Origin of the sequence: Bacillus sp. CGMCC 1.16607, from assembly GCF_042683745.1 — a bacterium.
Lineage (GTDB): Bacteria > Bacillota > Bacilli > Bacillales > Cytobacillaceae > Pseudoneobacillus.
On record NZ_JBHUJX010000008.1, the window covers coordinates 446,286 to 464,774 of the forward strand.

Sequence of the window (18,489 nt, forward strand, 5' to 3'; positions counted from 1 at the left end):
TTATCCTATCTCCAATACTTTAAAATCTTCATTTTGTTTTTCGTATTCTAAATAAGCACCTTTAACCGCTTCGACAAATTCAATATTATACCCACGATCTGCTAATTTGATGCGCACGTCTTTTTGGGAATCTCCCTCAACATAAAGAATTTTTGTGTTTTCACGTACGGGCACCTGTGTTATTGACTCTTGAAAATATACTTTAAAAATCATCATTTTCGCTCCTTACTCCATATAAACTTTTTCTATTATATAAAAAATTAGCATTTATTTCATGTGTTTTCTATTTTTTGAACCGATTACTCATTTTGCCTAAAAAATTTATATTGTTTAAATTTACAATAAGGAAGGAGCCCTTCGCAAGTTTGAAGGGCTCATCTTCGAAAATTGTCCAGCTATGGCGGCTAGCTCCGATGTACAGGATGTACAAGTGTCGACAAAGCGACAGGACGACGCGTTCTTGTCGACCTCGAGGTCATGAGCCAATCACTATAAGAAGGCAAAGAACTCCTTCTGCCAGTGCTCGTCTCTTGCTTGTCGGGGCTCTAGCAAGTCGCCTCCGCTTTTCTTATGCAATTGTTTTTTTACGTAATAATTCTTTCCACTGTTTTAAAAGCTTTTCTCTTAGCTTCTTTAACATGGTGGATCATCTCCTTACTTCTTATTTTAAACAATCCTTGTCCAATGTAAAGAAGGGGAGGCTATTTAATTGAAAATTGTACGAATCTGCCTTCTCTCTCTAATATTATATGATAAATTATAAGATCTTTTCATAAAGAAACATGGAATTTTATGGGATTTTAATATTTTTCCTCTATAAGTTGATTGAAATAGCAATTCATCTACATGTTTGGTAAAGTAAGAAATATGGGTTGGGGGGATAGGTTTGGGAAAGTTGTATGGTAGTCTTCTAACATTAAGTCTCATTTGGGGCACATCATTTTTGTTTATAAAAATTTTATTAGAAGAACTGTCCCCTGCTGCAGTTGTATTTGGTAGATGTTTCTTTGGGACAGTTACTTTGATTATTATTGCTTTTATACGAAAAGATCAAATTTTGAAAAAAAATCTTCCATGGGGATTTATTTTACTAGTAGCTTTAACTAATAATGTCTTACCTTGGTTTTTTATTTCTTCAGGTGAAACAAGTATTTCTTCAAGTTTAGCTTCTATTTTGAACGCAACTACACCAATATGGACTTTAATTATTGGATTTCTTTTTTTTGGGAATGTTTTGAAGAAGAATCAATGGTTTGGAATTTTTATTGGATTTATGGGTATCTTTCTATTATCTGATTTTAGTTTAAGCGATTTTAATAAAAGTCATATGACAGGTGTTATGTTTATGTCTGCTGCAGCCTTTTGTTACGGAGTGGCTTCACAGATGACAAAGAGGTACTTAGTAGATTTATCGATCATGCAAATTTCTTTTTACACTTTATTTATTTCTTCAATTATTAGTTTTTTCTTAATGATGATCACCTCACCTAAATCGGTTACAGGTTTTACTAATTACGAAAATATCCTTCTATTACTCGGTTTAGGAGCTTTAGGATCCGGGGTTGCATATCTCTTATATTATTATATGGTTACGAAAGGAAGTCCGGAATTCGCTTCATTTGTTACATATCTTGCCCCAGTTTCTGCGATTATGTGGGGGGCATTATTATTGAATGAAGCGATTCACTCTTCAATGGTTATCGGTCTTATTATCATCTTTTCTGGCGTATTTATTTCATCTAAACGAACAAGAGCGGATAAAAATACGGAAAAACCTGCTGCATAGGCATTACGAAGTAGAAAGTAAAAAATGGTTGACCCTACTTTAGAGGGTCAACCATTATCTTTGAATAGGGATAGCATTTTCGATTTTTTTATAAGGATCTAATTTATCAATATGATCAAAAAACATAATCCCATTCAAATGGTCAATTTCATGTTGAAATACGATAGCTGGGAGCCCTTTTAAACGTAGTTTGACTTCATTTCCATCTGCATCAAATCCTTTTACTGTCACTCTTGAGAAACGTGGAACATAACCAGGAATGGATTCATCAACAGAAAGACATCCTTCACCAGATGTTAAATAAGATTGTTCAACAGAGTGACTGATAATTTTTGGATTCATAAGAGCATGACTGTAAAGATTTCCTTTGGAATCCTCAACATGTACGGCAATCATTCGTTTTGACACATTAATTTGTGGTGCTGCAAGTCCAATCCCGGGTCTTAAGCCGTATGTAATGGAAATTTCGAGATCCTGACTATTTTTTACATATTCTAATAAGCTTTGTAGTATTTGTTTGTCTTCTTGTGAGGCAGGAAGTTCTACCTCTTTAGCTATTTTCCGTAAAGTTGGATGTCCATCACGAATAATATCCTTCATAGTAATCATTTTGCTGTCACTCCTGATCGAAACTTTCTTAATTTAGTATATGATAAGTCTATCAGAGATTATAAAAAATGTTAATATTGTTGTTATTGATATCGAAATAATTGCTTTTTAGGAGGGGAGATAAGGTGTTAAGAAGAAAAGGTCATATGTTCATTGCTCTTATTACAATATGTATTTTATTCAGTTTGGGAGGTTGTTTAAATCAGAAAACAGCTCTGGAAAAAATGTATGAGGTCATGGAAAAAGTAGTAAAGGCTGAAAACACATTTGAGGATCAGCAAGATCCGTTAGTCCGTGTAGAACAGGAAGAAAAAGAACTTTACGATCAGATAATTACACTTGGTATGAAGGAATATGATCAAATTGTAAAGCGTGCTGACAAGGCCCTATTACTTGTTGATGAAAGAGAAAAATTAATGAAACTGGAAACAGAGAGTATCGAAAAGTCTAAAGAACAATTTAAAGAGCTATACTCTTTAATTAAAGAATTAGATGATGAGAAAATGAAAAAGGATGCAAATCATTTATATACGATTATGATGGACCGATATGAAATCCATCATGAGCTGGAACAATCTTATACTAAAGCTTTAGAATATGATAAGGAACTATATAATCTATTTAAAAGAAAAGATCTAACTCTTGAACAGGTAGAAAATCAAATTAATCAAATTAATCAAACCTATGAGGAAATATACAAAATTAATGATCGTTTTAATAATCAAACACAAAAATATAATGATTTAAAATTAAAATTTTATAAAGAAGCTGGATTTAACATTGTTAATATGGAGAAATAACAAAAAGGCAGATTGTAATCTGTCCTTTTTTTTGTATCTATACAGTTGAAAAATGCAGATGATTTTATAATACAGTTTTTTCGATGATTATAATACAGTTCTAAAATTTTATAATTTAATTTGTAATGCCTTTATAATGAAAAATAATAATACTTAGGAATTGACGAAGATAAAACGAGTGTTGTAAACTGAAAATTGTACTTTAAATTGTATTATTTTTTTATCAAAAAACATTAATACAGAATATGATGTGGTAAATTCAATGAAAATTGATTTATTATCATTTTCTGTGGAAAACTACTCAGAAAGTGTGGTTTCAGCGTTATCTGGCATGGGTTTTCTAATCATACTTGTTTTTGGGTAATCTAAACTTTGTAATAGTAGGTCGTATTTTTTTATAAGAAAGGAAGAGGTGACGAAAATGACTTCTCAAGTAAAAAAAGCATTTTTCGATTCAACAACTCAGTTCGAAAATGTAGAGAAACAATTTCAAACTGTACAAATTTTAAATGAAGAAGGCGAAATTGTTAATGAGGCTGCAATGCCAGATTTAAGCGATGAACAATTGCAAGAATTGATGAGCCGTATGGTTTATACACGCATTCTTGACCAAAGATCAATTTCTTTAAATCGTCAAGGGCGTTTAGGTTTCTATGCTCCAACTGCAGGACAAGAAGCTTCACAATTAGCTTCCCATTTTGCTTTAGAAAAAGAAGATTTTATCTTACCTGGTTACCGTGATGTGCCACAAATGATTTGGCATGGTTTACCATTAGCTCAAGCTTTTTTATGGTCTAGAGGTCATTTCCAAGGAGGGAATATACCAGAGGGTGTAAATGCAATTGCTCCTCAAATCATTATCGGTGCTCAGTATATTCAAGCTGCTGGTGTTGCACTTGGAATGAAGAAACGTGGTAAAAAAGCTGTAGCGATTACGTATACAGGTGATGGTGGAGCATCTCAAGGTGATTTCTATGAAGGTATTAACTTTGCAGGTGCGTTTAAAGCTCCGGCAATCTTTATCGTTCAAAATAACCGTTTCGCTATTTCGACACCGGTGGAAAAGCAATCTGCGGCTAAAACAATAGCTCAAAAAGCAGTTGCCGCAGGTATCCCTGGTATTCAAGTGGATGGTATGGATCCATTAGCTGTATATGCTGCTGTGAAAGTGGCTCGCGAGCGTGCGATAAATGGTGAAGGTCCAACGCTAATTGAAACATTAACTTATCGCTATGGACCACATACGATGGCGGGTGATGATCCAACTCGTTATCGTACGGCTGATTTAGATAATGAATGGGAAAAGAAAGATCCACTAGTTCGTTTTAGAAAATTCTTAGAGAAAAAAGGTTTGTGGAGCGAAGAAAAGGAAAATGAAGTAATTGAAAAGGCGAAAGAAGATATTAAAGAAGCAATTGCTTTAGCGGATCAAGCTCCAAAGCAAAAAGTTACAGACTTAATTTCTATTATGCATGAAGAATTACCATATAACTTAAAAGAACAATATGAAATATATAAAGAAAAGGAGTCGAAGTAAGCCATGGCGCAAATGACAATGGTTCAAGCAATCACGGATGCGTTACGTACAGAACTGCGAAATGATCCGAATGTATTAATTTTCGGGGAAGACGTAGGCGTAAACGGTGGTGTGTTCCGTGTAACTGAAGGCCTTCAAAATGAATTCGGTGAGGACCGTGTATTTGATACACCACTAGCTGAGTCTGGTATTGGTGGTTTGGCTGTAGGTCTTACTTTACAAGGGTACCGTCCCGTTCCAGAAATTCAGTTTTTTGGATTTGTTTACGAGGTTATGGATTCCATTTCCGGTCAATTAGCAAGAATGCGTTATCGTTCAGGTGGACGCTATAATTCACCTGTTACCATTCGTTCACCATTTGGAGGTGGCGTACATACTCCAGAAATGCATGCTGATAGTTTAGAAGGGTTAATGGCTCAACAGCCTGGATTAAAAGTGGTCATCCCGTCAACACCGTATGATGCGAAAGGATTATTAATTTCTGCTATACGTGATAATGACCCGGTTATTTTCCTTGAACACATGAAATTATACCGTTCCTTCCGTCAAGAAGTACCTGAAGAAGAATACACAATTCCATTAGGTAAAGCAGAAGTAAAGCGTGAAGGTTCAGATTTAACGATTGTTACTTATGGGGCAATGGTACATGAATCATTAAAAGCCGCAGAAGAGCTTGAAAAGGAAGGTCATTCTGTGGAAGTTATCGATTTACGTACAGTTAGTCCTATCGATATCGAAACGATCATTACTTCTGTGGAAAAAACAGGACGCGCCATTGTTGTACAAGAAGCTCAAAAACAAGCGGGGATTGCAGCGAATGTAGTTGCAGAAATCAATGACCGCGCAATTTTAAGCCTTGAAGCTCCTGTGTTGCGCGTTGCTGCACCTGACACAGTCTTTGCATTCCCACAAGCGGAAACAGTATGGTTACCGAATTATAAGGACGTTATTGAAACAGCTAAAAAGGTTTTAACTTTCTAATGAAAAACTGTATAGGGGCTTTTCTAGCCCTTTTTGAATAGAATTCGGAATTAATTTGTTTTAAGAGTGAAAACTAGGAGGGTGAAAATCTGTGTCATTCCAATTTAAATTACCCGATATTGGTGAAGGTATCCATGAAGGTGAAATTGTTAAGTGGTTTGTAAAAAAGGGTGATAAAGTTCAAGAAGACGATATCCTTTGTGAGGTTCAAAATGATAAAGCCGTTGTTGAAATTCCTTCTCCTGTTGCGGGTACAGTTGAAGATGTATTAGTTGCTGAAGGAACAGTTGCGACGGTTGGCCAAACATTAATTACATTTGATGCACCTGGATACGAAAACATTAAATTTAAAGGTGATCATGAGGACGAAGCTCCGAAGCAAGAGACGAAAGTAGAAGTAAAACCTGAAACACAAGCAGCACCAGTAGCTGTAGCTACAACATCAAATGTTGCTACAGAACCTCAAACAGAAGTAGATGCTAATAGACGTGTGATTGCTATGCCTTCTGTTCGTAAGTATGCTCGTGAGAAGAGTGTAGAAATTTCTAAAGTACAAGGTTCTGGAAAAAATGGCAGAGTCTTAAAGGAAGATATTGATGCATTCTTAAGTGGAGTGACGACACAAGTTGTTACTCAAGATCAATCGTCTGTTCAAGAAAATGTCGCAGCGACGACTACAGAAACAAAAATAAATGCAGCTCCAATTCCACAGGGGCAATACCCTGAAACACGTGAGAAAATGAGCGGAATCCGTAAAGCGATTGCTAAAGCAATGGTTAATTCAAAGCATACAGCTCCACATGTTACATTAATGGATGAAGTAGATGTCACAAAGCTTGTCGCACATCGTAAGAAATTTAAAGAAGTGGCCTCTGAAAAGGGTATTAAGCTTACATTCCTCCCTTATGTAGTAAAGGCATTAACAAGTGCTCTACGGGAGTATCCAGCTCTTAATACTTCTCTTGATGATGCAGCAGGCGAAATTATCCATAAGCATTACTACAATATTGGTATCGCAGCAGATACGGAAAAAGGCTTATTAGTACCTGTGGTAAAAGATGCTGACCGAAAATCAGTCTTTACCATTTCGAATGAAATTAATGAATTAGCTGTGAAAGCTCGTGATGGTAAATTAGCACCTGATGAAATGAAAGGTGCATCATGTACAATTTCTAACATCGGTTCTGCTGGTGGTCAATGGTTTACACCAGTTATTAATCATCCGGAAGTGGCAATTTTAGGTATCGGCAGAATTGCTGAGAAACCAGTTGTCAGAGATGGAGAAATTGTTGCTGCTCCAGTTTTAGCACTTTCATTAAGTTTTGACCATAGAATGATCGATGGTGCTACTGCTCAAAATGCACTTAACCATATGAAACGTTTATTAAACGATCCAGAACTTTTGTTAATGGAGGCGTAAGCGATGGTAGTTGGAGATTTCCCGATAGAAACTGATACTCTTGTCATTGGTGCTGGTCCTGGTGGTTATGTAGCGGCAATCCGAGCTGCTCAATTAGGACAAAAGGTAACAATAGTTGAAAAAGCAAACCTCGGTGGAGTTTGTTTAAATGTTGGTTGTATTCCATCGAAAGCACTTATTTCAGCAGGTCATCGTTATGAATCAGCGAAACATTCTGATTCAATGGGAATTATAGCTGAGAATGTGAAAGTGGATTTTACTAAAGTCCAAGAATGGAAAGCTGGGGTTGTGAAAAAATTAACCAGCGGAGTTGAAGGACTTTTAAAAGGGAATAAGGTTGAGATTGTACGTGGAGAGGCGTATTTTGTTGATGCAAATACTTTACGTGTAATGGATGAAAATTCAGCCCAAACGTATAATTTTAAACATGCAATTATTGCCACAGGCTCGAGACCAATTGAACTGCCTGCTTTTAAATACTCGAAACGTGTCTTAGATTCAACGGGTGCTTTAGCACTTGATGCAATTCCTGAAAAAATCGTCGTTATCGGTGGAGGGTACATCGGAACTGAGCTTAGTGGTGCATACGCTAACTTCGGAACCCAAGTAACCATATTAGAAGGCACAGATGAGATTCTAAATGGTTTTGAAAAACAGATGTCTGCACTTGTAAAACGTAATTTAAAGAAAAAAGGTGCGGAGATTATTACAAAAGCATTAGCTAAAAGCGTACAGGAAAATGAAAATAGTGTCACTGTTACGTATGAAGTTAATGGAGAAGAGAAAACAGCCGAGGCTGACTATGTTTTTGTTATGGTAGGTCGGAAGCCAAATACCGATGAACTTGGTTTAGAACAGGTTGGAATCGAAATGGCTGAACGCGGGATTATTAAAACAGATAAGCAATGCCGTACCAATATAAGTAATATCTTTGCTATTGGTGATGTCATCGAAGGCCCTCCATTAGCTCATAAAGCCTCTTATGAGGGGAAAATTGCTGCTGAAGTAATTGCAGGGCATCCGGCTGTAATCGATTATCAGGCGATTCCAGCAGTTGTTTTCTCTGACCCTGAGCTTGCTTCCGTTGGGTATTCTGAAGCACAAGCGAAGGAAGCAGGTATTGAGGTGACGACTGCGAAATTCCCGTTTGCCGCAAATGGTCGTGCACTTGCTTTAAATGCTACAGATGGCTTTGTAAAATTAGTCACCCGTAAAGATGACGGTTTAGTGATAGGAGCTCAAATTGCAGGTCCAAGTGCTTCTGACATGATTGCAGAACTTGGTCTTGCGATCGAAGCTGGAATGACAGCTGAAGACTTGGCTATGACTATTCATGCACACCCAACATTAGGGGAAATCACCATGGAAGCTGCAGAAGTGGCCATCGGAAGTCCGATTCATATTGTGAAATAATAAGAAAAAGTCCTTTTCGATGAAAAGGACTTTTTCTTATTATTTTAATGCTTGAGATACAGTTTGAATAATTTGGTCTTTTGAAATGTTTCCGGTTATATTGGCAACAATTTGATCATTATAAATTACAATGATTGCTGGTGATTTTTTAATTTCAAAAGAATCATAGTATTTTTTTCCATCTGCACTTGTAAACACCATCATATTTTCTACTTCATGTGGAAAGTTCCTTCTTAGCTCAATGATAGCATCATAATAAGCGGCTTCTTGTTGGACATTCGTTTCATCAGAAAAGAAAATAAGTTGTTTCACATTGTCCTTTATAGACAAGGAGTCAATGGAATAATGATTGCTACAAGAGGCAGTGAAAAAGAGTAAGGAACAAATATAAACTGCAGCCAAACCTTTCATTTCTTTTGCCTCGATTCATAAAAATATAATAAAGTGTCGAAAAATTCATCCATTTTTCCTATATTCTAGCACAGAAGATGGACGAAAGATGGCTTGTCATTTATTTGTTACACAAATGAAAAATAACTGCTTGGGTACTCTCATATATTAGTTGAAAGACATGTAGAGGCAGGGGTATTGTATGAAAATATATGTAGTCATATTATTACAATTAATCATTTGGAGCGGCTATACCCTTTTAGAATGGCTTTCCAAACATGATCAAAAAATATATAACGTGCTCATGTTTTTTATTTTTTTCTATTTAGCTATTCAAATTGGCAATTTTATTATGAAGTCAGCAAAAAAAACAATTTTTATTACAACATTGAGTTTAACGCTATATGCTTCTGTCCATTTCACCTTAAGCTTAATGAAATAAGGATGTCCTTTATCAAAAAAAAGAACAGCTATCAGCTGTTCCTTAAATTATTTTCTCGGATTAAAATACATGATTCTTCCGTTAAATAAATGAAGCTCTCCTTGTAGTTTTTTTGCTAAAAACTTACAAAATTCATTTGCTTTTCCTTTATCTCCATAAGTTGAAATTTCAGGTAAGGTGACTTGTATGTATGTTTGTGTACGAGTAGAGCCATCTTCATTTTGAATATTCTCTTCATCAACACCTAGTAAAATTGCCTTATAACGTTCATGGTGAGAATATAAGTAAAACCATGTTCCTTTTCCAGATGGTTCTTCCTTTATCTCGTAAGGGAATGCAGCTTCCGTATACATCCAACTTAATTGGTCCCCTGTTTTTGAAGTGATGTCTTTATAATATGTGAAAAGATCCTTCAATTCATCTGTGCTGATCGTATCCTTCGCTGATGAAGGCACTAATTTTATATATGCATTGCTTGCCAACATGATCTCCCCCTAGATTACCTTGTTCTATTTCATTCTAGCATTGAATAAAATGCAATGACAACTCTTCTAATAAAGATTTTTATTAATTGACTTGTAACGATCAAAAAATGGATTGAAATTAAATTTCAAATATTAGGATAAGGAGGTATTCTATGGATTTATTTGATAAACTTTATGATGAGCATGAGAAAGTAAAGGTTCGATTTATTGGTTTTGCTACTGAAAATGCTAGGTATGATTTTGGAGTCATTTATACGAATCTTTTTTTTGGTAAACCCCTTGTCGTTTGTATGCAAACTGGCCGCTCCACTCTCCTCGATTCAAGAGATATTGAAGACATTGATCATTTACAGCAAGTATTCCGTATTCCCAACAAAGAACAAACCGCAGATTTAGTTGAATTCTTTAGAGATTCTCTCCCAGGCATTCCATTTGTAACTGAATATGAATAAAGGAAGAACAGGTCCTTAACATTCGGGCCTGTTCTTCATATTTGATGCAATAATATTATTAAAAAGCGAAATAGGTTATACAATTTAGGCTTGAAATTTCAAATATGTTATATTATTATTTAATTAAAGAGTATTAAAGCGCTTTCAAAGAATCAGCCATTTTTAATTAAAAAGGAGACTTGAGAAGAATGGGTACAATTGTATGCCAAGCTTGTAACTCGACTATTGAACATTTCGAAAACGAAAAAGTATCAATCCTTTATTCAAAGTGTGATGATGGCTGTACAGGCCACCATGACGAAGAATAATCATAAAATATAAAAACAGCATTCCTTGGAATGCTGTTTATTTTTTTTAGGAAACTATAAAATACTAGGATGAATATAGCATTTTTAATTGTATGGTTCACGTCCAGCTCCAGCTCCTAGCCCCAGCGTACAGGAAGTACTAGTGTCAACAATGCGACAGGACGCCCAAGTTTTTGTCGACCTCGAGGTCAAATATTCGCCACCCAGAAAGTCAAAGAACGACTTTCTGAGTGGGGGAGCATGCTGATCAAGGAGCCCCGCGCTTTTGTTCTTTATTGAATTGCTCTATGCTCTTTAATGACTCGCAATGTTTTTATGGTCTCATCTTCTGGACCTTGAACAGGAAGACCTACTTCGATATTTTTTTGTATATAGCTTAAATTATCTTTAGTAATGATTTCACCTGGAATAAAAATTGGAATCCCAGGAGGGTACACCATGACAAATTCAGCAATAATTCTTCCGACCGCCTCTGCAATCGGTACAACCTCTGTTTTTGCATAGAAAGCATCACGTGGTGTTAAAGCTAATTTGGGAATATCAGGTAATAATACTTGGGCAGCAATTTTTCCTGAAAGATGATGGAATTCTTTAGATAGAGCTTTTAATGCCTCTATCAAGATATTTGCTTCATTTAAAGAATCTCCGGGAGTGACAATACACAAAATATTATATAAATCAGACATTTCAACTTCGATATTGTAATGTTCTCTTAACCATACTTCGACCTCATAACCAGTTATTCCAAGATCTTTGATGGATATGATAAGTTTAGTTGGATCGTAGTCAAATGTAGCCTTTGTACCTAAAATTTCTTTGCCTACACATTTTAGATGCTCAATGTCATTTATTTCCTTACGCATATACTGAGCTAATTTAATTGTTTTATCAATTAAATCTTTACCTTCTGTGGCAAGCCTTTTTCTAGCTACATCCAATGAGGCAAGTAATAAATACGAAGTTGATGTTGTTGTTAGCATACTTAAAATCGTTTGAACACGTTTAGCTGAAACAAGTCCTTCTCGAATATTAAGAATTGAACTTTGTGTCATTGATCCGCCTAATTTATGAACGCTTGTTGCAGCCATGTCAGCACCAGCTTGCATCGCGGAAAGTGGTAGTTCATCATGGAAGTGAATATGAACACCATGTGCTTCATCTACTAGAACGGGCACGTGATAGGAATGGGCAATTTCAACAATTTTCTTAAGGTCAGCAGATATTCCAAAATAGGTTGGATTGATAACCAATACACCTTTTGCATCTGGATGTTGTTCTAATGCCCTAGAAACAGAATCAGTTGTTATTCCATGTGATATTCCAAGTTCATGGTCCACTTCGGGATGAATAAAGATAGGAGTGGCTCCAGAAAAAACAATTGCTGACATTACGGATTTGTGAACATTTCTTGGAACGATAATTTTTTCGCCAGGTCCGCAAACCGCCATAACCATGGTCATAATCGCTCCACTCGTACCTTGAACTGAGAAAAAAGTATGGTCTGCACCAAAAGCTTCAGCTGCCAAATCTTGAGCTTTTTTAATCATTCCTTTTGGTTGGTGAAGATCATCCAAAGGTCCAATATTTATTAAATCAATCGAAAGGGCGTTTTCGCCAATAAACTCGCGAAAACTAGGGTCAATTCCAGCACCTTTCTTATGTCCTGGTATATGAAATTGAATGGGATTCTTTTTTGCATGTTCTACTAAACCACTAAATAGCGGGGTTTCATTTTGTGACAATTTTATCTCACACCTCTTTACAATTACTTATTCATTATCTTGAATAAAAAGTCATAAAACAAAGGAATTATAGCACTTATCGTATGGCTTGCATAGTAAAATTCATAAAGTTAATAGTTAATTATTAACTAGTTTTCGACTAAGAAAGGAAAATAACTCATAAAAATCGAACTAAACAAAAGAAATGATTGAAAGGGGAATAAATGTGAGTTGGAATACTAAAGTTACAAACTTATTAAACATCGAATATCCCATCATTCAAGGAGGGTTGGCTCATCTCGCTTATTCCGATTTAGCTGCAGCTGTGTCAAATGCTGGCGGGTTAGGACAAATAACGGCTATGTCATTAGAAAGTCCAGAACAACTAAAAAATGAAATCCTTAAAGTAAAAACAAAAACGAATAAGCCATTTGGGGTTAATTTTGCTATTGGCCAGCACGGGAGACCTTACGAAGCTTTTTTAGAGGTGGCGATTAAAGAACAAGTTCCTGTAATTACAATGACAGGAGGCAATCCTGCGCCACTATTCCATCAATTGAAGGGTGTTAATACGAAAAAATTAGTCCTCGTAGCTGCTAAACGACAAGCCCAAAAAGCTGAAGAGCTTGGTGCAGATGCTGTAATGGTAGTAGGGCAAGAAGGGGGAGGACATTTAGGGAAAAATGATATCGGTACGATGGTACTTATCCCTCAAGTAGTTGATGCCGTAAAAATCCCTGTTATTGCTTCGGGTGGAATTGGGGATGGTCGAGGGCTAATGGCTGCACTTTGCTTAGGCGCGGAAGGGATTGAAATGGGGACAAGATTTATTGCTACAAAAGAATGTGTAGATGCTTCAGAAGCATATAAGAATAAATTAGTTGATGGAACTGAAAATGATACAGTCGTAATAAAAAGATCCCTTGGAGCCCCAGCACGAGCTATTCACAATGCATGGACGGATAAAATTTTAGAACTTGAAGATAAAAATGTAGACTATGAACAACTGAAGGATTATATTAGCGGAAAAGCCAATAAAAGGTTTATTTATGATGGAAACTTTGATGAAGGTTTTGCTTGGGCTGGTCAAGTAATGGGAATGATTAAAGATATCCCTAGTGTCAACGAATTAATGAATCGAATAATCACCGAGGCTAACCATATTAGACAAAGCTGGTCAAAATGATAATAATGGAAAGCGAGAGGAGTGTGCTTTAAATGGAATATCAATATCCAATTGAACATACATGGACAACAGATGAAATCGTTGATGTCATCAAATTTTATGATTGTCTTGAACAGGCTTACGAAAAAGGAATTGATCGTGATTTATTATTAGCTGTATACCGAAGATTCAAGGAGATTGTCCCAAGTAAAGCAGAAGAAAAGAAATTATGCGGTGAATTTGAAGAGATGAGCGGCTATTCTGCTTATCGTACGATGCAGAAAGTGAAGGATGCAGCTTCTGGTGATCGCATTAGAATGAAGAAATAAAAAAGAAAAGCGACAAGCGCCTTGATCAATCTCGATAAAGAAGACTGGTCGATTGGCGAGAGTAGCGAAGCCAGAGACCTAGTCGCACTTATACAAACCGTTTTATGGTTTGCCAAGCTTAGCTTTGCCACCCGGAAAGTCGATCTTTGACATTTTGAGTGCCGAACATTTGACCTCGAGGTCGACAAAGGCTCGGGCGTCCTGTCGCATTGTAGACACTCGTCCATCCTGTACGTTGGGGCTAGGACGCATACGCTGGACAACAGAAGGAGTCACCATATATTTGGCTGACTCCTTTTCATGTAGATTAAGTAAGCTTATATAAAGGCAGAAGAGTTATGAAGGTATTTTCAATTTCTTTCAATAAATCAGAAGAAGACATTTGAACAACTTCTTCTTTACTAAAATGACGACCGCATAATAGTTCTGCTTTCTTTACTGTCTGAACACGTTGAAATAATTCTTGTACCCCCTTTCTTCCTAATTTGCTATGAAGGGTTGCTCCAGGCTTCATGTGATCATCTGACCACATAAAGTGAGAAGGGATTTGTTTTTGGATCATTGTTATTTTTTTCTCAAATTTAGAAGCAATTTCAGCTTTTTGAGGTGCTTCATATATGACAGCAAACCAAATAAATAAGTGGGTTTCCCATAGCCCAATTTGGAAATGGGGCAACATTTTATAACCTCTCGGATTTTTGGAGAAGGCAACCCAAGTATCTTTAGGTGGATTGATAGTCCTGCGCGCATGCTTTGCCACATGTGGAAACATTTCATCGCCTGTAATAGATGATAATGTAGGTGTAAAGTGCATTCCTAATGCTTCTAATTTTGGTCTTATCCTCGTTTTAAGCTCTGCCATCCTTGCTTCAAAACCTTCTATAGTAAATACATCAAAATCTTCATTTGTAAAGCCACTAAATTCCATTAATAATTCCTCCTGCTAATAATGCCTTAATAGTAACATAACGAAAAAACAACTTAAAAGAAAGATACTTTATCCCACACTTAACGGGCAGTAAGACCCCAACCTCAAGTTTGCTTAGAACATAGAAGATAGGGGGATCAACTACCCGTAAAGGTCCGATTGGTTCAACTAACCATCAGTGGGGGTGAAGAACCCCCCACTGATGGAAGTTTCACTTTATAACGACTGGGTAGACGTCCAATTTTGTTACCATTGACAGCTTAAAACATAAGATAATAGTAAAAATAATCAGAAAAAAGAATCGGAAAAATCAATATCATATTGGAAGGAGTGTTGTCCTATGAAACAATTGATGAACCAAACGAAAAAGAAAGCAGCCCTAAAAGAAAGAACTGCTGTTCTCAAATTAGAAATGGATTATGAATTAGCGACTTTGTTTGATGCGATAAAAGATCAAAATGAAGAACAAAAAACAAAATGTATAAACAAATTGGAGAAAATCCGTCAAGAACTTGTTGGCCTGCAGGCTTTATAGATTCAAAAAAAGAACGAATTCTGTATATGGCAGAATTCGTTCTTTTTTTGTTACTTATTGAAGAAAAGCGGGAATTATATTACTTGAAAGCAATCGTATTATACAATAAGCTTAATTGAATCGAAAAATTTGGAATTTGGAGGAATTTTAATGGAGTGGGAAATAATCAGCGCTTATGCAAAGGAATGGACAAAGGAAGCTGGAGAAAAGATTCGATCTTCCTTTTCAACGACATTAAATATAACTTCAAAATCAAGCCCAAATGATCTTGTGACTAATATGGATCAGGAGATTGAGCAATTTTTTATTGGAAAGATTCGTAAGAATTTTCCTAATCATAAAATTTTAGGGGAAGAAGGCTTTGGTGATAAGTTACATAACACAGATGGAGTTATTTGGGTTATTGACCCAATCGATGGTACGATGAATTTTATTCATCAGCAACGTAATTTTGCTATTTCTGTTGGAATTTATGAAAATGGTATTGGGAGAATGGGAATTATCTATGATGTAGTTCATGATGAGTTATACGTTGCCTATAAAGGAAAAGGGGCATTTTTGAATAATCAGCCTATCCCCCCCCTTAATGAAGTGACTGTCAAAGAAGCAATCATAGGATTAAATGCAATATGGGCAACGGAAAATAAAAGAATTGATTATCGTAAGGTTGTACCATTAGTCCAAGATGTCCGCGGAACGAGATCTTATGGCTCAGCTGCATTGGAATTGGTTTATGTGGCAACTGGAAGGATAGATGCTTATATAAGTATGAGACTTGCTCCGTGGGATTTTGCAGCAGGTATTATCATTGTTGAAGAATTAGGTGGGATTTCATCCGATATGTTGGGACAAAAGCTAAATTTGCTGGAGAAAAGTTCCGTCTTTGTTGCAAAACCTGGCTTACATCAGGAAGTACTTGAGAAATATATATTGAAATAAAATAAAGAGCAGAAATAGTTATAGAACACTATTTTTGCTCTTTTATTGTATAAAAATTACAATTTACCATTTTCTCTCATCTTCTTTTTGGTTGTAAAACCAAACCCCATGACAAAAACTAAAGCGAGTATACATGCAATAATACCAAGTATACTTCTTTCACCAATCGCAATTCCAATACCCATAATCGATGCAGTAGCTAGTAAAGCAAAAAATAATAATGGCCACTTAATTTTTTTCATTGATATACCCCCATAATGAGTCAGAAGGCTCATCAGTATTTAACAATATAAACATATATAATATATTACACAAAATGCTTATAGTTTTCTACATTAATTGTGGTATAATGTTTTAGTTATAAAAGGACTTGATATTTTGAACCTTATCTCATTAGGAGTTGAACATATTTGAAAATCAGAGAAAATATTCGCAACATCGCTATTATTGCCCACGTTGACCATGGAAAAACAACAATGGTTGACCAATTATTAAAACAATCCGGCACTTTCCGTTCTAACGAGCATGTTGAAGAAAGAGCGATGGATTCAAATGATATTGAAAGAGAACGCGGGATTACAATTTTAGCTAAGAACACGGCTATTCAGTATAAAGATACCAAAATTAATATTCTTGATACCCCAGGACATGCTGATTTTGGTGGAGAAGTAGAACGTATCATGAGAATGGTTGATGGTGTATTACTAATTGTTGATGCATATGAAGGATGTATGCCACAGACTAGATTCGTATTAAAAAAGGCGCTTGAGCAAAAATTAACACCAATTGTGGTCGTAAATAAAATTGACCGTGACGCTGCCAGACCAGCAGAAGTGGTGGATGAAGTTATCGATTTATTTATTGAATTGGGAGCAAATGAAGATCAATTAGAATTCCCAGTTGTATATGCTTCAGGTATTAATGGTACATCAAGCCTAACTCCTGAAAAGCAAGATGAAAATATGCAATCTTTATATGATACGATTGTTGAGCATATCCCTGCTCCGGTTGATAATCGTGAGGAGCCACTTCAATTCCAAGTGGCGCTACTAGATTATAATGACTATGTTGGACGTATTGGAATTGGTCGTGTTTTCCGTGGGACAATGCGTGTAGGTCAGCAAGTAGCATTAATGAAGCTTGATGGATCGGTTAAACAATTCCGTGTTACAAAAATGTTCGGTTTCTTCGGTTTAAAACGCCAAGAAATTCAAGAGGCATTACCAGGGGATTTAATTGCCGTATCAGGAATGGACGATATTAACGTTGGTGAAACAGTTTGTCCTACAGAACACCCAGAAGCTTTACCAATCTTAAGAATTGATGAGCCAACATTACAAATGACATTCCTAGTCAATAATAGTCCTTTTGCAGGTAGAGAAGGAAAATACGTAACAGCTCGTAAAATCGAAGAGCGCCTTCGTTCCCAATTAGAAACAGATGTGAGCTTACGTGTAGAAAACACGGACTCACCAGATGAATGGATTGTTTCAGGTCGTGGAGAGCTTCATTTATCTATTTTAATCGAGAATATGAGACGTGAAGGCTATGAACTTCAAGTATCTAAGCCGGAAGTAATTGTTCGTGAAATTGATGGAGTTCGATGCGAACCGATCGAAAGAGTTCAAATAGATATTCCTGAAGAAAATACAGGCGCAGTAATGGAATCGATTGGTGAGAGAAAAGGCGAAATGGTCGATATGGTTAATAATGGAAGCGGACAGGTTCGCCTAACTTTCATGGTACCTGCACGTGGGTTAATAGGGTATACGACCGAGTTCTTAACATTAACTCGAGGTTATGGTATCATCAATCATACATTTGATAGTTATCAACCAATGGCGGCTGGTCAAGTTGGTGGAAGACGCCAAGGTGTACTAGTTTCAATGGAAACAGGTAAAGCGTCTACTTATGGAATTCTTGGAGTAGAAGATAGAGGAATCATTTTCTTAGAACCAGGAACTGATATTTATGAAGGGATGATAGTCGGAGAACATACACGTGAGAATGACTTGACTGTTAATATCGCGAAAGTAAAGCAAGCGACTAATATTCGTTCGGCGAATAAGGATCAAACAACATCCATGAAAAAACCAAGAATTATGTCTTTAGAACAGTCATTAGAGTATTTAAATGATGATGAATACTGTGAAATAACACCTGAATCGATTCGATTGCGTAAAAAAATTCTTGATAAAAATGAACGTGAACGTATTGCTAAAAAGAAAAAGTATGCTGAAATGAGCTAA

The 18,489-nt window shown here is 36.2% G+C and carries 21 protein-coding genes; 14 read left to right on the top strand and 7 right to left on the bottom strand.

Annotated elements, in window-relative coordinates; all coding sequences use genetic code 11:
• Complete coding sequence (locus tag ACFSO7_RS05060) at positions 1-213, bottom strand: DNA-dependent RNA polymerase subunit epsilon (RefSeq protein WP_377875878.1); 213 nt, start codon at positions 211-213, stop codon at positions 1-3.
• A gap of 673 nt (positions 214-886) precedes the next feature.
• Between ACFSO7_RS05060 and ACFSO7_RS05065 the strand changes: the two genes are divergently transcribed.
• The gene (locus ACFSO7_RS05065; protein ID WP_377875880.1) at positions 887-1,786 is read left to right on the top strand and encodes a DMT family transporter; all 900 of its coding nucleotides are present in this window, start codon (positions 887-889) and stop codon (positions 1,784-1,786) included.
• Positions 1,787-1,840: 54 nt separating this feature from the next.
• Here ACFSO7_RS05065 and def read toward each other — a convergent pair whose 3' ends face one another.
• The gene (gene def, locus ACFSO7_RS05070) at positions 1,841-2,395 is read right to left on the bottom strand and encodes a peptide deformylase (RefSeq protein WP_377875882.1); all 555 of its coding nucleotides are present in this window, start codon (positions 2,393-2,395) and stop codon (positions 1,841-1,843) included.
• A gap of 125 nt (positions 2,396-2,520) precedes the next feature.
• On the opposite strand from def, the gene ACFSO7_RS05075 reads away from it, so the two are divergent.
• From ACFSO7_RS05075 to lpdA, 5 genes are all read left to right on the top strand, one after another.
• Entirely contained in the window at positions 2,521-3,195 is a 675-nt protein-coding gene (locus ACFSO7_RS05075) for a YkyA family protein (RefSeq protein WP_377875884.1), read from the top strand.
• 421 nt (positions 3,196-3,616) lie between these two features.
• A complete protein-coding gene (gene pdhA / locus ACFSO7_RS05080) occupies positions 3,617-4,732 on the top strand; it encodes a pyruvate dehydrogenase (acetyl-transferring) E1 component subunit alpha (protein WP_377875885.1) in 1,116 nt (371 codons plus the stop codon).
• 3 nt (positions 4,733-4,735) lie between these two features.
• The gene (locus tag ACFSO7_RS05085) at positions 4,736-5,713 is read left to right on the top strand and encodes an alpha-ketoacid dehydrogenase subunit beta (protein ID WP_377875886.1); all 978 of its coding nucleotides are present in this window, start codon (positions 4,736-4,738) and stop codon (positions 5,711-5,713) included.
• A gap of 91 nt (positions 5,714-5,804) precedes the next feature.
• Complete coding sequence (locus ACFSO7_RS05090) at positions 5,805-7,133, top strand: dihydrolipoamide acetyltransferase family protein (protein ID WP_377875887.1); 1,329 nt, start codon at positions 5,805-5,807, stop codon at positions 7,131-7,133.
• 3 nt (positions 7,134-7,136) lie between these two features.
• Positions 7,137-8,546: a dihydrolipoyl dehydrogenase gene (gene lpdA, locus ACFSO7_RS05095; RefSeq protein WP_377875889.1), complete on the top strand. Its 1,410-nt coding sequence runs from the start codon at positions 7,137-7,139 to the stop codon at positions 8,544-8,546.
• A 39-nt stretch (positions 8,547-8,585) separates the two neighbouring features.
• Here the strand turns inward: lpdA and ACFSO7_RS05100 are convergent, their stop codons facing one another.
• On the bottom strand, positions 8,586-8,957 hold the full coding sequence (locus ACFSO7_RS05100) for a small peptidoglycan-associated lipoprotein (RefSeq protein ID WP_377875891.1): 372 nt from the start codon (positions 8,955-8,957) through the stop codon (positions 8,586-8,588).
• Positions 8,958-9,138: 181 nt separating this feature from the next.
• Here ACFSO7_RS05100 and ACFSO7_RS05105 point away from each other — a divergent pair, with 181 nt between their 5' ends.
• Positions 9,139-9,378, top strand: coding sequence for a hypothetical protein (locus ACFSO7_RS05105; protein WP_377875893.1), 240 nt, complete (start codon positions 9,139-9,141; stop codon positions 9,376-9,378).
• Between the two features lie 47 nt (positions 9,379-9,425).
• On the opposite strand, the gene ACFSO7_RS05110 is transcribed toward ACFSO7_RS05105, so the two are convergent.
• Positions 9,426-9,863 carry a DUF1885 family protein gene (locus ACFSO7_RS05110; protein WP_377875895.1) on the bottom strand — a complete coding sequence of 146 codons (438 nt, stop codon included), beginning with the start codon at positions 9,861-9,863 and terminating at the stop codon, positions 9,426-9,428.
• Positions 9,864-10,015: 152 nt separating this feature from the next.
• Between ACFSO7_RS05110 and ACFSO7_RS05115 the strand changes: the two genes are divergently transcribed.
• Together ACFSO7_RS05115 and ACFSO7_RS05120 are read left to right on the top strand one after the other, a co-directional pair.
• On the top strand, positions 10,016-10,315 hold the full coding sequence (locus ACFSO7_RS05115; RefSeq protein WP_377875897.1) for a DUF3055 domain-containing protein: 300 nt from the start codon (positions 10,016-10,018) through the stop codon (positions 10,313-10,315).
• A 188-nt stretch (positions 10,316-10,503) separates the two neighbouring features.
• The gene (locus tag ACFSO7_RS05120; RefSeq protein WP_377875899.1) at positions 10,504-10,623 is read left to right on the top strand and encodes a GapA-binding peptide SR1P; all 120 of its coding nucleotides are present in this window, start codon (positions 10,504-10,506) and stop codon (positions 10,621-10,623) included.
• A gap of 272 nt (positions 10,624-10,895) precedes the next feature.
• Here the strand turns inward: ACFSO7_RS05120 and ACFSO7_RS05125 are convergent, their stop codons facing one another.
• Positions 10,896-12,365, bottom strand: a complete 1,470-nt coding sequence (locus tag ACFSO7_RS05125; RefSeq protein ID WP_377875901.1) for an aminotransferase class I/II-fold pyridoxal phosphate-dependent enzyme — start codon at positions 12,363-12,365, stop codon at positions 10,896-10,898.
• Positions 12,366-12,570: 205 nt separating this feature from the next.
• Between ACFSO7_RS05125 and ACFSO7_RS05130 the strand changes: the two genes are divergently transcribed.
• Together ACFSO7_RS05130 and ACFSO7_RS05135 are read left to right on the top strand one after the other, a co-directional pair.
• Positions 12,571-13,530 carry an NAD(P)H-dependent flavin oxidoreductase gene (locus tag ACFSO7_RS05130; protein ID WP_377875903.1) on the top strand — a complete coding sequence of 320 codons (960 nt, stop codon included), beginning with the start codon at positions 12,571-12,573 and terminating at the stop codon, positions 13,528-13,530.
• A gap of 32 nt (positions 13,531-13,562) precedes the next feature.
• Positions 13,563-13,838 (top strand): UPF0223 family protein, encoded by a 276-nt coding sequence (locus ACFSO7_RS05135; protein ID WP_377875905.1) that lies wholly within the window; start codon positions 13,563-13,565, stop codon positions 13,836-13,838.
• Between the two features lie 307 nt (positions 13,839-14,145).
• On the opposite strand, the gene ACFSO7_RS05140 is transcribed toward ACFSO7_RS05135, so the two are convergent.
• Positions 14,146-14,766: a YktB family protein gene (locus ACFSO7_RS05140; protein ID WP_377875907.1), complete on the bottom strand. Its 621-nt coding sequence runs from the start codon at positions 14,764-14,766 to the stop codon at positions 14,146-14,148.
• Positions 14,767-15,106: 340 nt separating this feature from the next.
• On the opposite strand from ACFSO7_RS05140, the gene ACFSO7_RS05145 reads away from it, so the two are divergent.
• The gene (locus ACFSO7_RS05145) at positions 15,107-15,301 is read left to right on the top strand and encodes a hypothetical protein (RefSeq protein WP_377875909.1); all 195 of its coding nucleotides are present in this window, start codon (positions 15,107-15,109) and stop codon (positions 15,299-15,301) included.
• Positions 15,302-15,451: 150 nt separating this feature from the next.
• Positions 15,452-16,240, top strand: coding sequence for an inositol monophosphatase family protein (locus ACFSO7_RS05150; RefSeq protein WP_377875910.1), 789 nt, complete (start codon positions 15,452-15,454; stop codon positions 16,238-16,240).
• 56 nt (positions 16,241-16,296) lie between these two features.
• On the opposite strand, the gene ACFSO7_RS05155 is transcribed toward ACFSO7_RS05150, so the two are convergent.
• A complete protein-coding gene (locus ACFSO7_RS05155; RefSeq protein WP_377875912.1) occupies positions 16,297-16,482 on the bottom strand; it encodes a YlaF family protein in 186 nt (61 codons plus the stop codon).
• A gap of 168 nt (positions 16,483-16,650) precedes the next feature.
• On the opposite strand from ACFSO7_RS05155, the gene typA reads away from it, so the two are divergent.
• Positions 16,651-18,489, top strand: a complete 1,839-nt coding sequence (gene typA, locus ACFSO7_RS05160) for a translational GTPase TypA (RefSeq protein ID WP_377875913.1) — start codon at positions 16,651-16,653, stop codon at positions 18,487-18,489.

Coding starts and splice junctions, on each gene's coding strand:
- ACFSO7_RS05060 (WP_377875878.1), bottom strand. CDS start 213: ATGATTTTTAAAGTATATTTTCAAGAGTCAATAACACAGGTGCCCGTA.
- def (WP_377875882.1), bottom strand. CDS start 2,395: ATGATTACTATGAAGGATATTATTCGTGATGGACATCCAACTTTACGG.
- pdhA (WP_377875885.1), top strand. CDS start 3,617: ATGACTTCTCAAGTAAAAAAAGCATTTTTCGATTCAACAACTCAGTTC.
- ACFSO7_RS05085 (WP_377875886.1), top strand. CDS start 4,736: ATGGCGCAAATGACAATGGTTCAAGCAATCACGGATGCGTTACGTACA.
- lpdA (WP_377875889.1), top strand. CDS start 7,137: ATGGTAGTTGGAGATTTCCCGATAGAAACTGATACTCTTGTCATTGGT.
- ACFSO7_RS05100 (WP_377875891.1), bottom strand. CDS start 8,957: ATGAAAGGTTTGGCTGCAGTTTATATTTGTTCCTTACTCTTTTTCACT.
- ACFSO7_RS05105 (WP_377875893.1), top strand. CDS start 9,139: ATGAAAATATATGTAGTCATATTATTACAATTAATCATTTGGAGCGGC.
- ACFSO7_RS05110 (WP_377875895.1), bottom strand. CDS start 9,863: ATGTTGGCAAGCAATGCATATATAAAATTAGTGCCTTCATCAGCGAAG.
- ACFSO7_RS05115 (WP_377875897.1), top strand. CDS start 10,016: ATGGATTTATTTGATAAACTTTATGATGAGCATGAGAAAGTAAAGGTT.
- ACFSO7_RS05120 (WP_377875899.1), top strand. CDS start 10,504: ATGGGTACAATTGTATGCCAAGCTTGTAACTCGACTATTGAACATTTC.
- ACFSO7_RS05135 (WP_377875905.1), top strand. CDS start 13,563: ATGGAATATCAATATCCAATTGAACATACATGGACAACAGATGAAATC.
- ACFSO7_RS05140 (WP_377875907.1), bottom strand. CDS start 14,766: ATGGAATTTAGTGGCTTTACAAATGAAGATTTTGATGTATTTACTATA.
- ACFSO7_RS05145 (WP_377875909.1), top strand. CDS start 15,107: ATGAAACAATTGATGAACCAAACGAAAAAGAAAGCAGCCCTAAAAGAA.
- ACFSO7_RS05150 (WP_377875910.1), top strand. CDS start 15,452: ATGGAGTGGGAAATAATCAGCGCTTATGCAAAGGAATGGACAAAGGAA.
- ACFSO7_RS05155 (WP_377875912.1), bottom strand. CDS start 16,482: ATGAAAAAAATTAAGTGGCCATTATTATTTTTTGCTTTACTAGCTACT.